The 18,284-nt window shown below is 55.3% G+C and carries 18 protein-coding genes; 5 read left to right on the forward strand and 13 right to left on the reverse strand.

Features of this window, described 5'->3' with window-relative positions:
- Positions 1 to 6: 6 nt before the first annotated feature.
- The 4 genes from lptE to rpmB form a co-directional block, all read right to left on the reverse strand.
- On the reverse strand, positions 7 to 666 hold the full coding sequence (gene lptE, locus FQ179_RS01565; RefSeq protein ID WP_149395510.1) for an LPS assembly lipoprotein LptE: 660 nt from the start codon (positions 664 to 666) through the stop codon (positions 7 to 9).
- Between the two features lie 9 nt (positions 667 to 675).
- Entirely contained in the window at positions 676 to 3,333 is a 2,658-nt protein-coding gene (gene leuS / locus FQ179_RS01570; RefSeq protein ID WP_149395511.1) for a leucine--tRNA ligase, read from the reverse strand.
- 227 nt (positions 3,334 to 3,560) lie between these two features.
- Entirely contained in the window at positions 3,561 to 3,728 is a 168-nt protein-coding gene (gene rpmG / locus FQ179_RS01575; RefSeq protein ID WP_003810296.1) for a 50S ribosomal protein L33, read from the reverse strand.
- A gap of 35 nt (positions 3,729 to 3,763) precedes the next feature.
- Positions 3,764 to 3,997, reverse strand: coding sequence for a 50S ribosomal protein L28 (rpmB, locus tag FQ179_RS01580; RefSeq protein ID WP_137236881.1), 234 nt, complete (start codon positions 3,995 to 3,997; stop codon positions 3,764 to 3,766).
- A 676-nt stretch (positions 3,998 to 4,673) separates the two neighbouring features.
- On the opposite strand from rpmB, the gene FQ179_RS01585 reads away from it, so the two are divergent.
- Positions 4,674 to 5,930 (forward strand): class I SAM-dependent methyltransferase, encoded by a 1,257-nt coding sequence (locus FQ179_RS01585; RefSeq protein WP_149395512.1) that lies wholly within the window; start codon positions 4,674 to 4,676, stop codon positions 5,928 to 5,930.
- 267 nt (positions 5,931 to 6,197) lie between these two features.
- Here FQ179_RS01585 and FQ179_RS01590 read toward each other — a convergent pair whose 3' ends face one another.
- From FQ179_RS01590 to FQ179_RS01620, 7 genes are all read right to left on the reverse strand, one after another.
- A complete protein-coding gene (locus tag FQ179_RS01590) occupies positions 6,198 to 7,622 on the reverse strand; it encodes an MATE family efflux transporter (RefSeq protein ID WP_370459851.1) in 1,425 nt (474 codons plus the stop codon).
- Positions 7,622 to 9,340 (reverse strand): glycosyltransferase family 39 protein, encoded by a 1,719-nt coding sequence (locus tag FQ179_RS01595; protein WP_149396863.1) that lies wholly within the window; start codon positions 9,338 to 9,340, stop codon positions 7,622 to 7,624. Before FQ179_RS01595 ends, FQ179_RS01590 begins: the two co-directional genes overlap by 1 nt.
- A 150-nt stretch (positions 9,341 to 9,490) precedes the next feature.
- The gene (locus tag FQ179_RS01600; RefSeq protein WP_149395513.1) at positions 9,491 to 9,751 is read right to left on the reverse strand and encodes a type B 50S ribosomal protein L31; all 261 of its coding nucleotides are present in this window, start codon (positions 9,749 to 9,751) and stop codon (positions 9,491 to 9,493) included.
- A gap of 191 nt (positions 9,752 to 9,942) precedes the next feature.
- Positions 9,943 to 10,794, reverse strand: a complete 852-nt coding sequence (gene kynA, locus FQ179_RS01605) for a tryptophan 2,3-dioxygenase (RefSeq protein WP_149395514.1) — start codon at positions 10,792 to 10,794, stop codon at positions 9,943 to 9,945.
- 7 nt (positions 10,795 to 10,801) lie between these two features.
- Positions 10,802 to 11,449 carry an arylformamidase gene (gene kynB, locus FQ179_RS01610; protein WP_149395515.1) on the reverse strand — a complete coding sequence of 216 codons (648 nt, stop codon included), beginning with the start codon at positions 11,447 to 11,449 and terminating at the stop codon, positions 10,802 to 10,804.
- Positions 11,450 to 11,505: 56 nt separating this feature from the next.
- Positions 11,506 to 12,183, reverse strand: coding sequence for a DNA repair protein RadC (gene radC / locus FQ179_RS01615; protein WP_149395516.1), 678 nt, complete (start codon positions 12,181 to 12,183; stop codon positions 11,506 to 11,508).
- A 114-nt stretch (positions 12,184 to 12,297) separates the two neighbouring features.
- Positions 12,298 to 12,807, reverse strand: coding sequence for a DUF1993 family protein (locus tag FQ179_RS01620; RefSeq protein WP_149395517.1), 510 nt, complete (start codon positions 12,805 to 12,807; stop codon positions 12,298 to 12,300).
- A gap of 270 nt (positions 12,808 to 13,077) precedes the next feature.
- Here FQ179_RS01620 and FQ179_RS01625 point away from each other — a divergent pair, with 270 nt between their 5' ends.
- The 3 genes from FQ179_RS01625 to maiA are packed head-to-tail and all read left to right on the forward strand — an operon-like array spanning position 13,078 to position 15,172.
- A complete protein-coding gene (locus tag FQ179_RS01625; RefSeq protein ID WP_149395518.1) occupies positions 13,078 to 13,554 on the forward strand; it encodes a peptidylprolyl isomerase in 477 nt (158 codons plus the stop codon).
- Positions 13,554 to 14,528 (forward strand): 4-hydroxy-3-methylbut-2-enyl diphosphate reductase, encoded by a 975-nt coding sequence (ispH, locus tag FQ179_RS01630; protein WP_149395519.1) that lies wholly within the window; start codon positions 13,554 to 13,556, stop codon positions 14,526 to 14,528. The genes FQ179_RS01625 and ispH overlap by 1 nt, the downstream gene beginning before the upstream one ends.
- Positions 14,525 to 15,172, forward strand: coding sequence for a maleylacetoacetate isomerase (maiA, locus tag FQ179_RS01635; protein ID WP_149395520.1), 648 nt, complete (start codon positions 14,525 to 14,527; stop codon positions 15,170 to 15,172). The genes ispH and maiA overlap by 4 nt, the downstream gene beginning before the upstream one ends.
- A gap of 345 nt (positions 15,173 to 15,517) precedes the next feature.
- On the opposite strand, the gene FQ179_RS01640 is transcribed toward maiA, so the two are convergent.
- A complete protein-coding gene (locus tag FQ179_RS01640) occupies positions 15,518 to 16,126 on the reverse strand; it encodes a 2-hydroxychromene-2-carboxylate isomerase (protein WP_149395521.1) in 609 nt (202 codons plus the stop codon).
- 145 nt (positions 16,127 to 16,271) lie between these two features.
- On the opposite strand from FQ179_RS01640, the gene FQ179_RS01645 reads away from it, so the two are divergent.
- A complete protein-coding gene (locus tag FQ179_RS01645; RefSeq protein ID WP_149395522.1) occupies positions 16,272 to 17,720 on the forward strand; it encodes a YdgA family protein in 1,449 nt (482 codons plus the stop codon).
- A 49-nt stretch (positions 17,721 to 17,769) separates the two neighbouring features.
- Here FQ179_RS01645 and FQ179_RS01650 read toward each other — a convergent pair whose 3' ends face one another.
- Complete coding sequence (locus FQ179_RS01650) at positions 17,770 to 18,150, reverse strand: DUF4168 domain-containing protein (RefSeq protein WP_149395523.1); 381 nt, start codon at positions 18,148 to 18,150, stop codon at positions 17,770 to 17,772.
- Positions 18,151 to 18,284 lie beyond the last annotated feature (134 nt).

Raw genomic sequence — 18,284 nt, forward strand, 5'->3', positions numbered from 1 at the left:
GGCCACCTAAAAGAAGCCAGAGCCCGAACGCTTGCTCGGGTCGCTCCAGGGAGTTGGGGTTTCGGGTTCGTGAGCAGGTACGTCAGGTACCTGAATGTCGTTGAACGGCAGTATTTCGGGGTTGCTGAATGCTTCGCTGACATCTGGTGAGGAGAGATGGCGCACGATGCGATCGATGAGCGACTGCCGCATTTGCATGAATACGACCCCAATTTCGCTTTGTTTGGCTTGCACCTGCTGGGAGTCATAGGGAACTTCTCGCGTTACGCGCAATGTAGTGGGCGGAAGCACCTGATTGCCCTGGGCGTTAGTTAGCTGAAAAACGAATTCAATATTGAGTTCGTACTCTTCAACCTGGCCGTCGGTATCGAGTGAAATTTCACGTAGAGTTTGCCGGTTGCCGAGTTGTTCGAGCCTGGCCTGCGCCTGTGCGGGTTCGGAAACAAAGCGCGTTGCCGGTGAGCTGGCAATAATGGCTCGACGCAGCCCAGCGCCAAACTCGGAGTTTTCAGGGATGTTGGTGTACAGCGTGGTAAACGGCAGTGGCGACACGCCCTTCAGGTGGAAACCGCATGCTGCAAGCAGCATGAAAACGACGGCGCAGACAAAAACACGAATGCTTGTCTGGGGCAAGTTGCTGAAGGGAATGGGCCGTGTGCTGTGCATGCGCTGATTCTACCCGACTACGTTTACGAGTTTGCCCGGAACCACAATGACGCGTTTGGGAGGCCGGCCTTCCAGGAACCGGACCACTGCTTCATGGGCGACGGCAGCCTGCTCGATGGCTTCTTTGGTGGACTGTGTGGGTACTTTGAGTTCACCGCGCAGCTTGCCGTTGACCTGCAGTACCAACTCGATCTCATCAGCGACCAGCGCCTCTTCGTCTACCTGAGGCCACGGTGTGTCGAGAAGTTCGCCTTGACTGGCTTCGAACCCAAGATCACGCCATATCTGCCAGGTTATATGAGGTACCACTGGGTACAGTACACGCAGCAAAATAGAGCTGGTCTCGGCAAGCGAACGGGCGTCGGCAGCGTGGGTGGTGATATCGGCTGACTCAAGCGCATTGAGCATTTTCATGCACGTGGAGACCACCGTGTTGTACTGAATGCGCTGGTAGTCGTAGTCGGCAATCTTGAGCAGGGTGTGAATGTTGCGGCGCAATGACTTGGCTGCTTCGCTGGCCTCGTTAAAGCTGGCTGTTGTCGCCAGGCCGCTGCGGATTGTGCTTTGGTGGTTGTGGCAGAACGACCAGAGGCGGCGCAGAAAGCGATTTGCGCCCTCGACGCCTGAGTCAGACCATTCTAGGGTTTGCTCTGGCGGGCTTGCGAACATGACGAACAGGCGCGCTGTATCGGCACCCATGGAATCAATGAGTGACTGCGGATCTACACCATTGTTTTTGGACTTGGACATGGTGCCGATGCCGCCGTATTCAATGGGCGAACCGTCGGCCAGCAAACGTGCACCCGTGACTGACCCCTTGGCATCATGGATGTCTTCGACGTCTTCAGGCCAGAAGTATTCGATCGCACCTTTTTCATTTTTGCGCGAATAGATGTGATTGAGCACCATGCCCTGGCACAGCAGCTTGGTAAACGGCTCGTCGAACTTTACTAGCCCCATGTCACGCATGACGCGGGTCCAGAATCGTGCATACAGCAGGTGCAGCACGGCGTGCTCGATGCCCCCGATGTATTGATCCATGGGCATCCAGTAGTCATTGCGCGCGTCAACCATGGCGTTATCGTTGCCTGGTGAGGTGTAGCGCATGAAATACCATGATGAATCAACGAAGGTGTCCATGGTGTCGGTTTCGCGGCGCGCTGCAGCCCCGCATTTGGGGCAGGAACACGACAGAAAACCTTCATGCTTGGCCAGCGGGTTGCCACTGCCATCCGGGATGAGGTCGTCAGGAAGTATAACGGGCAGGTCTTGCTCAGGCACCGGAACGGGCCCACATGACGGGCAGTGAATAATGGGGATGGGTGTGCCCCAGTAGCGCTGACGGGAGATGCCCCAGTCGCGCAGGCGCCAGGTGGTCTGTTTTTCGCCCAGACCCAGTGCTGTCAGGTCTGCCGCAATGGCATCGACGGCATCGCCGTGCGACAGGCCATCGTATTTGCCAGAATTTACGGTGTGGCAGCGCTGCTTGTCGCCGTACCATTCTTGCCAGGCTTGAACCGAATAGGTTTTATCTTCGACAGCCACCACTTGTTCTATAGGCAGGTTGTACTTGCGCGCAAACGCAAAATCGCGTTCGTCATGCGCCGGCACGCCCATAACGGCACCGTCTCCGTAACTCATCAGTACATAGTTGCCGACCCATACCTCGACCTCTTTGCCGGTGAGCGGGTGCGTAACGGTGAGGCCAGTGCGCATGCCTTCTTTTTCGCGCGTGGCAATTTCAGCCTCTGTGGTGCCGCCTTTTTTGCAGGCTTCGATAAAGGAAGCCAGTTGAGGGTTGCTCTGGGCCGCATGGGTAGCCAGGGGATGCTCTGGAGCAACGGCGCAAAACGTGACGCCCATGATGGTGTCGATGCGTGTGGTGAACACATACATGCGACCGTTCTGGATCAACTGCCCCTGGCCGTCTTGGATGTTGTGGGTAAAGGCAAAGCGCACACCTTCGCTGCGCCCTATCCAGTTTTCTTGCATCAGGCGCACGCGCTCAGGCCAGCCCTGCAGCCCGTTCTTGACCTGATCAAGTAGCTCGTCGGCATAGTCGGTGATGCGCAGGTAGTAGCCCGGAATTTCGCGCTTTTCTACCAACGCACCCGAACGCCATCCACGACCATCAATGACTTGCTCATTGGCAAGCACGGTTTGATCGGCGGGGTCCCAGTTGACGACCTGTGTTTTGCGGTAGGCGATGCCCTTGTCGAGCATTTTTAGAAACAGCCACTGGTTCCACTTGTAATAGCTGGGGTCGCAGGCACACATTTCACGCGACCAGTCTATGGCAAGCCCCATCGCCTTCATCTGCTTTTTCATGTACGCGATATTGTCGTACGTCCATTTGGCAGGTGGTACGTTTGACTTGATGGCAGCGTTTTCGGCGGGCATGCCAAAGGCGTCCCAGCCCATGGGCATAAGCACGTTATAGCCGCGCATGCGTAACTGGCGCGCCATCATGTCATTGATGGTGTAATTGCGCACATGCCCCATGTGCAGCTTACCGCTAGGGTAAGGCAGCATTGAGCATGCATAGAACTTGGGCTTGGGCGAGCCGTCGGCCGCTTTGGCGTGTTCGGTGACCAGATAGGCCTGCTGCGCTTCCCAGTATTGGTGGGCGGCTTTTTCGACGTCGGTGGGGCTGTAGCGTTCCTGCATGAGATCCGGGTAAGAAAGTGTGGCGTTGCAAACCACGCATTATAGGCGTTTACGGTTGTGGCGCACCCACTCGTGCGCTGATGAGTGCGGCCGACGTCAGCAAGCTGGTCGAAGTGATCAAGCTGGCTGCTGGCAAACCTGCGCAGAAATCGTCGGCAGACTGCAAACGGAAAAACCCTGCCGGGGCAGGGTTTTATGGAATCCAGGCAAATCGGATTGAGCTCGATTTACTTGAGCTTGGTTTCCTTGTAGTCAACGTGCTTGCGAGCGACGGGATCAAATTTTTTGATCAGCATCTTTTCAGGCATGTTGCGCTTGTTTTTGGTGGTCGTGTAAAAGTGACCCGTGCCGGCGGTGGACTCGAGTTTGATTTTCTCGCGAATACCTTTTGCCATGATTCAGCTCCTTGAATTTAATTGACGAGAAGCGATCAGGCTTCGCCGCGAGTGCGCATGTCTGCCAATACGACTTCGATACCGAGCTTGTCGATAGTGCGAATAGCATTGGTGGAGACGCGAAGGCGAACCCAGCGGTTTTCGCTTTCGACCCAGAAACGGCGCGATTGCAGGTTAGGAAGAAAGCGACGCTTTGTTTTGTTGTTTGCGTGCGAAACATTGTTGCCCACCATTGGGCCTTTGCCGGTAACTTGGCATACGCGTGCCATGGTAATACCCCTTGATAATTTGCCTGAAATGCCTGGCCAGTTGCTTAAAGTCGCCTTAGCGACACGGGCGCGCGCCCTAAAGTGTTTTTTAATACACCCCGGTGCATGCCAGCCCGAAGAAAAAACGCTTATGCAAAACACGTGTCGCGCAAAGCGGTTGCCTCGCAAGCCATGCCGTGTTTTTAAGCGACGCCTCTTTGCCGGGAAGCCAAGCCTGGTAATCTGTAAAGCCTAGTATTCTAATATAAAAATGCTGTTCAGATCAAGCGGGCAGAAGGGCGATGCGTCGAAATAGCCACGAAAAGCGTGCTGCTGCGGCAAGTATACCCGTTGGCGAGGGGCTTGGCGGGCATTTTAGGGCAGAAACTTATGGTCGCCGCATGGGTTCGGGGCCGTCCGGCGCAGGTCAGAGCAGAACGCGACGATGCACGAATGCTAAGCGAGGCCATGCCGTAGCTAATAGTGATGCCTTATTGCAACAAATATGAGGAAGAATCTTCATGAATGTTGTATGTTGTATAACAGGTGTGTCGAGTGGCTGATTCCGTTCTTCTCTGCCCTGGGTGAAACCGACCTTGTTGTTCAACGGCAGATTGGTGTGTGGGCCTGTCAGAAGGAAATCGTTTCTTTGTATCTTTGAGTGTACGCCCATTGGCGACATGCTTTAGGGGAGAGAATGTTAAGTCCGGTCTTATCTGCAGTGGAAACCAAACTTGCAACCTTGCCGTTGCCCATACAATTGGTTATGCCTGACGGGCAGCAGCTAGGCGCGCCCAATGCGTCAATTCGCCTCATGGTCAAAGATCGAAGTACGCTTGCGCACTTAGTGGCCGGGCAGGTCGGTATGTTGGGCGAAGACTTTGTCGAAGGTAAATTTGATGTCAGCGGGTCTATGCGTGATCTTATGCGCGTAGCAGCCGCAGTCTTGCCAGGCTCACCTATTGAAGCGGCCCGTGTGGGCCGTCTTACCGAACTGATACACCGGCTGATGTCGGTGTGGCGACATTCAATAGAGCGGGACGCGAGGCAGATACAGTTCCATTATGACTTGTCTGATGAATTTTACGCACTCTGGCTGGATCCTCTCAAAGTGTACTCGTGCGGGTATTTCAAAACGCCTGATACAACGTTGGCACAAGCGCAGGAAGCCAAGCTCGACCATATTTGCCGCAAGCTCAGGCTCAGGCAGGGGGAACGCTTTCTGGATGTCGGTGCAGGTTGGGGTGGGTTGCTTTTGTGGGCAGCCGAAAACTATGGCGTTGACGCTACCGGCATTACGCTCTCAAAAAACCAGCACGCCTATGTAAATCGTATGATTGAAGAGAAGGGGCTGGGCGGGCGGGTACGCATGGAGCTGCTCGATTATCGCAAGCTGGATGAGTCTGCACAGTATGACAAAATCGCCTCGGTAGGCATGTTCGAGCACGTGGGTCGGGCCCAGTTAGATGAGTATTTTGCCAAGCTGCACCGCTTGTTGCGCCCTGGCGGTCTGGTCATGAATCATGGCATTACGGCGGGCGGCATTGATAATAATGGCCTGGGTGCCGGCATGGGCGAGTTTATCGAGAAGTATATTTTTCCGGGTGGTGAGCTTACGCATATCAGCCGGGTGCTTGAACACATGACAAATGGCGGCCTGGAAAACCTCGATATTGAAAACCTCAGGCCTCATTATGCCCGCACGCTGTGGGAATGGAGTGACGCGCTTGAAGCCAGGCTGCCCGAGGCCCGACAAATTCTTTCGGGTGAGCAGGGTGAGCGCTCGCTGAGGGCCTACCGCATGTACCTGGCGGGTTGCGCCATGGGGTTTGAACACGGATGGACCGCACTGCACCAGATTCTGGCGCAACCAAATAGTGGTGGTCGGGCTGATGAACTAGATCATCCACAAGATCTAGCCTATCCGTGGCGACGCGATTACATGTACAAGTAATTTTTGGAAGAGACGGTAACCAGAGTCACGCGGCTCAGCCGATATATGGGGGACGCCGTGTGCAGCGGCTTTACGAGCACCTGCATTGCGTTCATTTATCTGCTGAGAATGATCTACGCCGCAGCGTGTTTTTTGTCTTTGTGTCTGCGCACGTGGGGAGGGCGAAGTGCAGCAGGGCGTTATCCGACGCGGTTGTTTTCACGTTGCTTAGGCGCACTCAATTTGTCAACGAGAGAGGGTAGCACTCATGTGATCATGGGTTTGCCGTCACGCCGGCGATGGACGAGCTTGCTGATTTTGCCGCCTGAACTGTGCTGCGACGTGGCGGTACCAGACAAACAGCAGGCAGGCCGAAAGCGCAAGGCCGAGCATGGCCATTAACCACATGCTTGCCGCCCCAATAGGGGCGCCTGGCGCAATTTGATCCAGTACGGGTTTTAATGCACCGGCTGCGGGCCCAAAGCCTAGCCACCAGCCGCCGATCAGGCCCAGCCCGGTCAGAGCCACAACTTGAAGAATCATGGGGACTACGGCAACTTTATACGCCCTGAGCAGATAGCAGCCTATGCATTGCATGGCATCACAAAGATGGAACCAGGGCAGCAACTGCAGCAGGGCAGCAGCTACGAGTGCCACCTTCACATCGTCGGTATACAGGCTGATGATGGATGATTTGCCCATGGCCAGAGCGAGTGCCGTAATGCCCGCCCCGATGATGACAATGACCAGGCCCGCATTGGCTGTTCGGCGGGCTCGTTCGGCGTCTCGCGCTCCGATGGCCTGTGCTGTAAGCGCAGCGGTGGCAATACCGACCGCCATGGGCATCATGTAGCTGAGCGCAGCCAGGTTGGCCATAACTTGATGCCCACCTGTGACATACATGCCTTCGCGCGCAACAAGCAGTGCCATGAAACTGAATGCGGCCACTTCAATAAGATACGACCCGCCCATGGGAATGCCCAGTCGCAAGAGTTCTTTCTGGCTAACCCATTTTGGCTTGCTGATATGTGGACGGAAGCGGGCAAAATAGGGGTCATGATAAATGGCCCACAGGCCTGCTGCCAGCGTGACCCATGCCGTTAATGCTGTAGAAAGCCCGGCACCTACAGCGCCCAACGCGGGCATGCCAAATTTTCCAAACATGAATACCCAGTTGAGCAGAAGCTTGATGCCGATGCTTGCCAGGTTAATGGTCATGACCATTTGAGGCCGTGACACCGCTGAGCCCAGAGCATATATTGTCCGGAAGACCAATGTGGCGGGCAGCGCCAGCACCAGTGCCCGAAGATACCAGGTAATGCTGGTACGGACGGCAGGCTCAATATTGCCTGAGAGTGAAAGCCACGCGTCGGGAAACAGCATGATGACGGTGCCCACCAGCGATAATGCTAATGCTACCCACACCCCTTGGCCCCAGGCGTGGCCGATGTCAAGATGGCGTCCCGCTCCGAAGTGTTGCGCAATAATGGGAATAAGTGCATGCACAACGCCCATTAGCCCGACAAAAACAGTAATGTAAATAGAAACGGATAAAGCCATGGCTTGCAGATCTGCCGCACTGGCGTGCCCGGCCATGGCAGTGTCCATAACGCCAAACGCTATGCCGGCCCAGGAGCTGATCAATACAGGCCACGCCTGTTTCAGTATCTCTTTGATGTCGTGAGACAGCCTGGAACGCCAGGCGGGGGCGATCACGGCTGGCGCAGACGTATCAGACGAAAGATCTCGTGGCGATCGGCACTACGCCTGCCTTGCCACAACACGCTGCCGGTGTCGGAATAGGCAGCAGTGCCTTCGCGGACACTGTCGTTTGAAGTTTGCTGCAAGACCAGTGCGCAATCGGAGCCATAGCTGAAGTCAATATTGTCAAATACCAGAAACGAGGCGCGCTGGCCTGTGCCCAGCCCTTGTGCACGCACGCACTCTTGAGGGCCCACGTAAGTGGCAAGTGCGGTAGCAAGTTGACCCGATACCGTACGGTAGCTACGCACGTAATCGAGTGCAGGCATCCAGAGCGTGACCAGCAGTAGCCAGGTTACGATGAGGCCGCCTGCCGAAAGTACTGTGCCTCGCCAGAGACCGGCGGGCTTGGTGTGCAGACGCCAGCGAACCAGTACGAACCATGCCAGCGTGCCCGCAACGGCAAAGCCTACCGCTGGCCATGATATGAAAACATCATAACCACGCGTTTGACGAGCGATATTGCGGGAGATTTGGCCGGGCCACCCCGTTTGGAGGGCGATCCAGCCCAGCCATACGGTAGCGGTGGTTAGCGAAAAACACATGACGGCAAACCAGTCGAGCGTGTTCACAATGCCCCGACGTAGCGTGGGTAATGAGAACGCAGCAAGAACGGCGGCAGGAACTGCCATCAGACTGTATTCGGGCTCGAAGGCGTCGACCAAGCAAAGCATGACCACCAGCGGCCACACCAGGAACATGAGCGGAATCCAGATATGCGGGGCTGCCAGCCACTCGCGCCAGCGCCAGATGGCCAGCAGCGCCAGCGGCCAGGTTGGCCAGAGAAACCACGGCAGATCACGGAAGACCTTGAGCGTTTCGCCTAAATGTGGCCAGGTAAAAGAGGTGGTGTTCCAGAGCAGCCATGTGTCAGTCCAGTAGGGGCCGGCTTGTCGTGCCGGTATCCACCATAACAGGATGAGCGCAACGCACAGCCCGGCCGTCACGATAAGCCATTTTTTATTTGCCCAGAGAGGGCTGCGCGACCAGAATATGCACGGCACGGCCAGCATAATGGGCAAAGCGCCGATCCAGCCGCGTGTTAGGAATGCGGCGGCCAGGGCAAGGCCCAGTGTGACGGAGCCAGATGCCGGATGGTCAAGCATGCGTGCCACCGAGTAAAACGCGAGCGCCTGGAAAGCAATAATGGCGGGTACTTCGGAGGTTTCATGCATGCGCCATACGATGCCTACCGTGGCAACGATAAGCAAAAGCGCTGCGTCGGCGATCATGCGGCCATAGTCACGTACGGTAGGTTCGCCACCAAACGGCAAGGGCAGGGGTTGGGGTTCGGGCCGTCGCCCCAGAAGATAGGTGCCATACCACACCGATGCCGTCAGCAGGCCAAACCAGATAAAGTTTGGAAAGCGCGAGGCGATAATGGCGGCGTCAATTTGCGTAGGGGTGAACAGGCTGATGATGGGTGAGAACAGCCAGATGCAAAAGGCACCGACCCACATAACCAAAGGCCCGTCCTGAGCGTGTGCGAGCACCCCGATTTGTGGAAGCAACCATGCCTTGCCACCGTGATCAATTGCGGTAAGCATGGTGGCCAGGCCGACCACATCGTCGGTTTTCCATGGGTCACGAAAAAACAGGCCGGCCAGAATGTAAACAAGGCCGACCAGCAGTAGAAAACGCCTGGGCAGTTTTACGGTTGCCGTGGCCATGAGGCGGGCGGGGGTGGAGGCAGGGTCGCTCAATGACACGGGGCAGACGCCAAGAAAAAAGGATGAGGGTATCTTAAAGTAAAAAGGCAGCCCGGAGGCTGCCTTTCTGGAACGACGCAGATGCGTAAAGCCGCTGCGAAGGCAGGCTGGTTACTTGCGTACCGTGCCAGCTGTACGTGCAAAACGGGCGCGAAACTTTTCAACGCGACCGGTTTCAACGATACGGGTTTGAGCGCCCGTGTAAAACGGATGCGACTCAGACGTTACGTCGCACTTAAAGAGCGGGTAAGTTTTGCCTTCAAGCTCGATGGTTTCGCGGCTGTGAAGCGTAGAGCGCGAAATAAACGTCGTGCCGGTTTGCTGGTCCAGAAATACCACTTCGCGGTATTCGGGGTGCACGCCTTGTTTCATGATTGGTTCCTGTTTGTTTCAAATAGCGGGTCGCCAGAAAGTGCCACCGCTTGCAGGCCCAGACTGCGGGCCGTTCTTGGTAATGGCACAAACCACGTATCCAGGATAACGGATGATTTTAGCTGATTGCAAATAGGTCTGCAAGCGCTGTGTGTATTGCCACATCTGGCAATGCGGTTCGATAGTGCTGCTCAGAGATCGGTACGCAGTCGCCACAGTTCAGGGAACAGCACGACGTCAAGCATTTTACGCAGATAAGAGACGCCTGAGGTACCGCCGGTGCCACGTTTGAACCCAATGATGCGCTCGACCGTAGTGACGTGGCGAAACCGCCACAGACGGAAGGCATCTTCAATATCAGTAAGCTTTTCACCCAGCTGGTAGAGATCCCAATATTTGTCGGGTTGACGGTACACGGTAAGCCAGGACTGTTCGACTTGAGCGCTTTCTGTGTAGGGCTGGGTCCAGTCACGCTCCAGGTATTCAGCAGGAACGGGTATGCCTTGGCGATGTAGCGCTTTCAGTGCTTCGTCATAAAGTGACGGCGAGTTCAATGCCTCTGTGACTTGAGCCAACAGATCTGGGCGGTGTGCATGCGGCTTGAGCATGGCCGCATTTTTATTGCCCAGACAAAATTCGATCTGGCGGTACTGATAGCTTTGAAATCCGCTCGACTGGCCCAGGTAGGGGCGCAGGGCGGAGTATTCAGGTGGTGTCATGGTGGCCAGTACGTCCCAGGCATGTACCAGTTGCTCCATGATTTTGCTGACGCGGGCCAGCATTTTGAAACAGGGCTGTAATCTATCTTGAGCCAGATTGTTCAGGGCACCTCGTAATTCGTGCAGCATGAGCTTCATCCACAGTTCACTGGTTTGATGCTGCACGATAAAGAGCATTTCATTGTGCTCGGGAGAAATGGGGTGTTGCGCGCTCAGTAATTCGTCTAAATGCAGGTAGTCGCCGTAACTCATATCTTTGGAGAAATCGAGGCGGGCCTTTTCCTGATCAACAATATCAGAGGGGTCAATATGGGGTTCAGTCATGGCTTGATCAGCTGGAAACAGGGTTGGGTAGCATACGCAGTATGGCGCGTACAGGGCTGGCATCGGCCTGAACCAAAGCCAGTGGCAGGGCGATAAGCTCGTAGTCGCCGGCAGGCACGTTGTCAAGTACAAGGTTCTCAAGTACGCGCATGTCGTGCTGTCTGATCGCCTGATGGCTATCGAGTGTTTTGCTGGCGGCGGGATCAATGCTGGGTGTGTCGAGACCAATTAACACGACGCCCATGCCTGCAAGATAATGGACGGTCTCAGGGGCAAATGCGGTAAAGCTGTCGACCCACGCGTCGACGGTTGCTTTTATGCACGTGCGGACCAGAATGCGGCTTGGCGCTTGGTGCATGTACGGGGCAAGATCAGCGACGGTGATCAGGGGATGTGAGCCCAGCACGTGAATGACCCGACAGGGCCCGAGAAAGGGCTCCAGCGCCAATTGACCAACGGGCAAGCCGTCTGGGCTGTAATGTAATGGGGCGTCAGCGTGAGCACCAACGTGAGGCGAAAGCGTGATGGCGCTGACGTTGACGGGGCAGTCAGCGCTTAGCCGGGCGCTCCAGCGCTGGGTGTAGGGGGTATCGCCGGGGAAAACAGGCGATGCGGTAGAGATTGGGGGAGAGATGTCCCATAGCATTTGTGACATGGCGGTTTCCATTGCAGCGCGAGGCGCTGCAAACCATGCTACTACAGTTTGAAAACTTAGATCTGCCCCCGTTCGGCTAGCGAGATGGCGTCGGTGCCTGCGATGATCAGGTGATCAAGCAGGCGAATGTCGACCAGCGCCAGGGCGTGCTTGAGGTGACGGGTAAGTGCCAGATCTGCCTGGCTGGGCTGGGCCACGCCCGATGGGTGATTGTGGGCAAGAATGAGGGCGGCAGCGTGGTGACGCAGGCCGGCCTTAATGACCTCACGCGGGTAGATCGAGGCCTGAGCCAGCGTGCCGCGCGATACCTCTTCGGTGGTGATCAGCCGTAGCTGGTTGTCTAGATAAAGGGCAATGCAATGTTCGATCTGCAGATGGCCTAGCTTGGCGGAGCAATAGTGCTTGACGCGTTGCGGCTGATCTAACGCCTGACCAGTTTTCAGGTCTTCTTCTAAGGCACGGCGGTTCAGCTCATTGATTGCCAGTAGCTCGCAGGTTTTGGCTGCGCCCAGGCCATGAATGCGCATCAAGGCTTGTGGGTCAGCCGATAGCAGCCCGCGCAAGCCATTGAATTGTTCGATTAACCGGTGCCCCAGGGCAACGGCATCGCAGCCCTTGATGCCCGTGCGCAGTATGATGGCCAGCAGCTCGGGCGAGGTTAATACATGAGCGCCGTGAGTGAGCAGACGCTCTCTTGGGCGCTCGGTTTTCAGCGATGTTGTGTGGGATGTCATAAGAGGCTCCAGATTTGGAGATCAGTAACAGCCCACTACAGTGACAGATTTTGGCCGCAGATTCTTGCGCAGTGAAAGCTTTTATCCGCCCCGAAGCCTACCCTGGTATTGCAGTTAATAGCTACCCATGTAGTCACGTTTGCCTATGGCCAGCCCGTTATGGCGCAAGATACCGTATGCAGTAGTTACATGAAAGAAAAATTGCGGCAGGCCGTAGCTGACCAGATAGGTTTGCCCACTGAGCTTCTTTTCTTTAGGGGTGCCTGGGCGCAATACGATTTCGCGTGTTTCGCTGCCTTCAAACTGTGACGCGTCGACGGTATCCAGAAACGCCAGGGTTTGGTCTATAAGCGCACAGAGGTCGGCAAAGGTTTTCTCTTTGCCGTCAAACACGGGTACTTCAATACCTGCCAGGCGGGCCGTGACGCCACGCGCAAAATCGGCGGCAACCTGTACCTGCTTTGCCATCGGAAACATATCAGGATACAGACGCGCCTGTAAGAATGCGTCTGGGTCTATCGATTTTTCAGCCGAATGTGAGTCGGCCTTGTTAAGTATGGTTTTGAGCGCTGTCAGCATTTGCTTGAAGACAGGAACAGACTGGGTAAACATCGCGCTAGTCAAGATAATTCCTTGGTTGGGATGAGGGCGGCGGGCATGCAAAGACCGCACGACTAAAATGCCAGATGACTATAGCAGAAGCGGATTTCACTGCTTGTCGGAACCCGCAAAAATTGTTTAAAGCTCGATGACCGTTCACTTAGGGCGGCAATGTGCACGCGTTGTGGGCCAGCAGGCGCTTGCGTGGCCGCCGGCGTTTTGGGGATGAAATGTGCATTGTTCTAAGTAGCTCTAAAATAGGGCCATGCAAACCTCTCTCTACGGTGACAGATTTTGACCACGACGACTGATTCAGTAAACGCAATTGTCCGCCCTGATTCTTACCTGACGCTGCATTACCGCATACTGCTGGTAACGGGCCCTGCCGCGGGTTCAGTATTTGCCGATACGTTTGATGGCAATCCGGCCACGCTGCAAATGGGCTCGGGGCAATGGGCCCCAGGTATAGAAAACGCTCTGCTAGGTCGTGCCGAGGGCGAGCGGTTTTCCGTCGATTTGGTGGCTGCTGATGCGTATGGTGATCGCAACGCTGATCTTATTCAATGGGTTAGTCGCAAAACCGTCGACCAGAATGCCGAGCCAGGCACCGAGTTCGAGGCTGGCGACGTGGTCGAGTTTGTGGCGCCCAATGGTGGTCGCTATTCGGGCGTGCTCAAGCAACTGAACGAAGACGCGGCACTATTTGACTTTAATCACCCGCTTGCGGGGGCCAATCTGCATGTTGAGATGGCTTTACTGGGGGTTTTGTAATGGCTGGTGTTATCCCTCGCCAAGTGGGGGCTGAGGTTGTTCTGGCTCAGCCTCGTGGCTTTTGCGCTGGTGTAGACCGCGCCATCGATATCGTTGAGCGCGCGCTCGAACTGCATGGTGCGCCCATCTACGTGCGCCATGAAATCGTGCACAACCGCTATGTGGTGCAAGATTTGCGCAATAAAGGCGCTATTTTTATTGAACAGCTGGAAGAGGCGCCTGCGGGTGCTATTGTGGTGTTTTCGGCGCATGGGGTTTCCAAGGCCGTGCGCGAAGATGCTGAAAAGCTTGGCCTTAAAGTATTTGATGCTACGTGTCCTCTGGTAACAAAGGTACACATGGAAGTGTCACGCATGCGAGCTGCAGGGCGCGAGATCATCATGATTGGCCACCGGGGGCATCCCGAAGTTGAGGGTACCCTGGGCCAGGCTGATGGTGGCATGTATCTTGTCGAAACGCCTGCTGATGTGGCGGCTCTTCAGGTTACCAACCCTGAAAACCTGGCCTTTGTCACCCAAACCACCTTATCGGTGGATGACGCGGCCATTGTGGCCCAAGCCCTGCGAGATCGCTTCCCTGCTATTGTTGAACCCAAGAAGAGCGATATCTGTTATGCGACGCAAAACCGCCAGGATGCCGTAAAAATCATGGCACCAGCTTGCGATCTGGTGCTGGTGGTGGGCAGCCCGAACAGTTCTAACTCAAACCGACTGCGTGAGGTGGCTGAACGCAAGGGCGCCGCTGCTTACCTTATTGATGACCCTGCTCAAATTGACCCAGCCTGGTTGGGCGGTGTGAAGCGTGTGGGCGTCACAGCTGGTGCATCAGCGCCTGAGGTGTTGGTGGAGCAGGTTATTGCGCGTCTGAAAGAACTGGGGGCAGTATCGGTACGTACGCTTGAAGGGGCACCTGAAAACGTAGCCTTCCCGCTGCCCAAAGAGTTGTCGCGCAAGCTTGTAAAGGCCGAATCATGAAGCTCTATAGCTTTTTTCGCAGCTCGGCGGCCTACCGTGTGCGTATTGCGCTCAATCTTAAAGGGCTAAGCTACGAAACCATACCGGTGCACCTGACCAAGCAAGGTGGTCAGCAGTTTTCAGAGACTTACCGGCATCTGAATCCGGCGCAACTGGTTCCTACGTTGATCGATGATGAGCTTGCCATCGGGCAGTCTGTGGCAATACTCGAATACCTCGAAGAAACGCATCCGGAGCCCGCGCTGCTTCCTAGCGACGCAGCCGGGCGCGCCCGTGTGCGCGCCATCATGCAGTCCATTGCCTGCGATATTCATCCACTTAATAATTTACGGGTGCTTAAGTATCTGAAGCATGAGCTGGGCGTCGGTAATGAACAACGCGATGACTGGTACAGGCACTGGATTGCCATAGGCCTGGAAGCCGTCGAGCGTATGTTGGCTGACAGCGCCGACACCGGGCTTTTTTGCCATGGCGACACACCGGGGCTGGCTGATACGCTGTTGGTGCCCCAAATGGCCAATGCGCGCCGCCTGGGCTGTGATGAGAACGCCATCCCTACCATCGTGCGCATCGACAAGGCCTGCATGGAGCTGGAGGCATTTCGCCTTGCAGCGCCAGATAATCAGCCAGATGCCGAAGTTTAAATGCTTGCCTAACCTAGCCCGAGCGGCAGTTGGCCCTAAACTAGCTTGAGCTGAGCTCGATTTGGATTAGGAGTGCAGCCTAATCTAACGTGGTCTGAGCCAGAGTGCGTCTCTGGCTCAAGTTTTATGTTGAGCTGGAGTCTGAGCAGGAGCCTGGCCCAAGCTTAGCCTGAACTTGAGCCTAACTAACTTTGAGTCTAACTAACTTTGAACGTAACTAACTTTGAACGTAACTAACTTTGATCCTAATCTGACCTTGGGCTTAGCCTGACCTTGAGGCGAGCCTGTTTAGGCCTGAGGCTTTTGATCTGGTCGAATCAGGCGTAAGGATCAGACGCGAGCAGTTCAGTTTGCGCTTTGTTGGTTTGCAGCCCACATTTTGATGTGTGGGAAGCGGTCAAAACCCCAGAAGGCCTCGTTATCCATAATTACAAAGGGTGAGCCAAATACGCCGCGGGCCATCGCGTCGGCCACGTCCTGTTTTAGCTCGGTTTTGATGCTGTCGCTGGCCATACCTGCGGCCACTGCTTCGACATCCGCACCGGCTTGGGCGGCCACATCCAAAACAACCGGCCCCTCCCGAATGTCTTTGCCTTGCGCAAAATAGGCGCTGAAGATGCGTTTGGCAAAGTCGGCGGCCAGTTCCATGCTTTGACCGCGCAGAAACACGGTGGCGCGTGCAGCGGCTAGCGTGCTGATCGGAAATGACTCGGGGGTCGCATAGGGGATATCAAACAGGCTGGCGGTGCGAGCGAAGTCGTGCAATGCGTACTCACCCTTTAGCGGCACCTGAATCAGCGGCACGCTGCCCATGGCCTGGAACATCGGCCCCAGCAGTATCGGGCGCCAATTGACACTGCGCCCCAGTTCGGCGGCCAACGCCTCTATTTGAGTACTGGCCAAATAGCCATAGGGCGACGAAAAATCAAAGTAGAAGTCCAGGTGTTTTGTCATGAGTGTCTCGTTATGGTGTTGGCTGCAGGGGCAGCAGATTATGGGAATGAAAGGCCAACCGACGCGATGCGCTCATGCCGGTGTTTCGCCGCGCTCGCTTTGTCTGTGATAATACCGGATTAACCATTTAGTTCTGCGGGGAATCATGAAAAAGACAACGGGCGTTATTGCGGTAATCGTTGTGCTGGGTGCTGGCTATGCCGGTACTACCTGGTACATGGGAAAGCGTATTCAGAGCGAGTATGAACGCGTTATCGCCACGGCTAATGAACGTATGAAAGAATTCGCCGGAATCGGCCAGCCAGCCAGTGCACCTTCGCTTGCGCTGACCAGCTACGATCGCGGGTTCTTCTCCTCTGAAGCGGTTTACACCATTACGGCAACGGCAGAAGAGGGCAAACCGCTTGAGTTTCGTCTGCACGATCACATTTCGCACGGGCCTTTTCCGGTAACTGCACTTAAGGCTGGCAAGCCTGCTCCCATGCTTGCCGATATTACGTCGCAGCTGGTATCTACACCGTCTGTGCAGCCGTGGTTTGATGCGGTTACCAATAAAAATCAGCCGCCGCTGCATGCTGCAACGTACCTCGGTTTCTCTGGCACGGGGCAAAGTGTCTGGACGGTAGAACCGGCCTCGTTCTCTCAAGATGGCGTAGCCATTGAGCTTAGCGGCGGCGCTTTTACCATCGACTTAAGTAACCAGTATCAAAACACTGATACAAAAGGCAAGTTTGGCTCAGTGGTCGCGGTTGATGAAGAGGCAGGTGACACCATGCGCGTCGCCAATATTGAGTTCGCAGGTACTTCTGAACAGGCCGAAGAGAAGTCTGTTCGCACGCATAACAGGGCCACTGTTGAAAGTGTAGTCATCGAGAACCCCGACAAAGACACTGTCACGCTCAAAAACCTGGCTATGCAAGTTAATGGCGAGCAAAAGGGAGACCTTATCGATGCAACCGTAGCCTACACCTTCGGTAGCATTCAGTCGGGCGCGGCCGAACTGGGTAGCATTTCTGTCAATGGCGAACTCAAACGTCTGGACATCAAAGCCTTCGTCGATTTAGGAAACACCTATGACGCCATGATGGTCAGGCAAGGGGTTACCAGCCCGGATGACCTGGATCTCACACCCGAAGACGAAGCGGTGCTGCGCGAAAAATCACTGGTCTTGCTAAAGCCCAATCCATTGGTCACTGCCGGTCCTATCATTTGGAAAAACAGCAGCGGTCAAACTGAAGCGATGCTGTCGCTCGATATGGTTGAGCCTAAAGACGGCGACGCTGCGGCGGGCTTTGATGTGCTGTTGCCGCAGATCGTGAAAAAAGCTGATCTGAACGTAAGCGTTTCAAAATCGATGATGGTTCAGGCATTTAGCCAAACTGGCACTGATGACGCAGAGCGTGAGCAGTTGGCCGCCATGGGTGGCATGCTCTATGACCAGTATGTATCGCGCCTGCAGGGCTTGGGGTTTGTCAGTGTGCAGGATGACACCGCCAAGCTTGCAATCGTTTACGAAAAGGCGATGTTCAACGTAAACGGTAAAACGATGACGCCCGAAGAGTTCATGCAGCGGGCAATAATGCTCGCCATGTAGTGTGCTAAAGAGCAGGGCGGCCAGCAAGTGCCGCCCTGTTAAGCAGTATTTACTTCACCATACCTTTTACGCGCTGTGCCAGCTTGGGGTCTTGCTGCAGTGCCTGGTTGATGCCGTTAAATTGGTCTACCGTCATGCCTTCGTCGTGTACCGCCTTGACCATTTTCTGGTCGGCCTCTTCAAAAACTTGCTTTTTGGTTGGCTCATCCGGTGCTGACTGCAGCTTGGGTGTGTATTCTTGAGAAAGCATTACAACCTTTTGCGACGCACTCACAAAGCGTTCAAGTTGCGCATCGGAGTAATCTGGAGCGGGCACCGTTGTGGCTGGCAGGTTTGAGTCGGGCGCGGCTTGTTGCGCCATAGCGGCTCCGCTTGCCAGGCTGGCTGCGAGCAGGCATGAAGTAATGGCGATGCTGATCCGTTTTTGCATGGAATCTCCTTTCATGCGGTAAGTGAGCTTCCATGATGACAACAAACGGCGCCATTACAAGGTATACGGTGTGCGCAGACTTATCGAGGGGCAACCTCAAGTAACGTCATCATCCCGAAAAGCGGTCAAACCGT

The sequence above is a fragment of the Pusillimonas sp. ANT_WB101 genome (assembly GCF_008369125.1).
Taxonomy (GTDB): domain Bacteria; phylum Pseudomonadota; class Gammaproteobacteria; order Burkholderiales; family Burkholderiaceae_B; genus Allopusillimonas.

Coding starts and splice junctions, on each gene's coding strand:
- lptE (WP_149395510.1), bottom strand. CDS start 666: ATGCACAGCACACGGCCCATTCCCTTCAGCAACTTGCCCCAGACAAGC.
- leuS (WP_149395511.1), bottom strand. CDS start 3,333: ATGCAGGAACGCTACAGCCCCACCGACGTCGAAAAAGCCGCCCACCAA.
- rpmG (WP_003810296.1), bottom strand. CDS start 3,728: ATGGCAAAAGGTATTCGCGAGAAAATCAAACTCGAGTCCACCGCCGGC.
- rpmB (WP_137236881.1), bottom strand. CDS start 3,997: ATGGCACGCGTATGCCAAGTTACCGGCAAAGGCCCAATGGTGGGCAAC.
- FQ179_RS01585 (WP_149395512.1), top strand. CDS start 4,674: ATGTTAAGTCCGGTCTTATCTGCAGTGGAAACCAAACTTGCAACCTTG.
- FQ179_RS01595 (WP_149396863.1), bottom strand. CDS start 9,340: ATGGCCACGGCAACCGTAAAACTGCCCAGGCGTTTTCTACTGCTGGTC.
- FQ179_RS01600 (WP_149395513.1), bottom strand. CDS start 9,751: ATGAAACAAGGCGTGCACCCCGAATACCGCGAAGTGGTATTTCTGGAC.
- kynA (WP_149395514.1), bottom strand. CDS start 10,794: ATGACTGAACCCCATATTGACCCCTCTGATATTGTTGATCAGGAAAAG.
- kynB (WP_149395515.1), bottom strand. CDS start 11,449: ATGTCACAAATGCTATGGGACATCTCTCCCCCAATCTCTACCGCATCG.
- radC (WP_149395516.1), bottom strand. CDS start 12,183: ATGACATCCCACACAACATCGCTGAAAACCGAGCGCCCAAGAGAGCGT.
- ispH (WP_149395519.1), top strand. CDS start 13,554: ATGGCTGGTGTTATCCCTCGCCAAGTGGGGGCTGAGGTTGTTCTGGCT.
- maiA (WP_149395520.1), top strand. CDS start 14,525: ATGAAGCTCTATAGCTTTTTTCGCAGCTCGGCGGCCTACCGTGTGCGT.
- FQ179_RS01640 (WP_149395521.1), bottom strand. CDS start 16,126: ATGACAAAACACCTGGACTTCTACTTTGATTTTTCGTCGCCCTATGGC.
- FQ179_RS01645 (WP_149395522.1), top strand. CDS start 16,272: ATGAAAAAGACAACGGGCGTTATTGCGGTAATCGTTGTGCTGGGTGCT.
- FQ179_RS01650 (WP_149395523.1), bottom strand. CDS start 18,150: ATGCAAAAACGGATCAGCATCGCCATTACTTCATGCCTGCTCGCAGCC.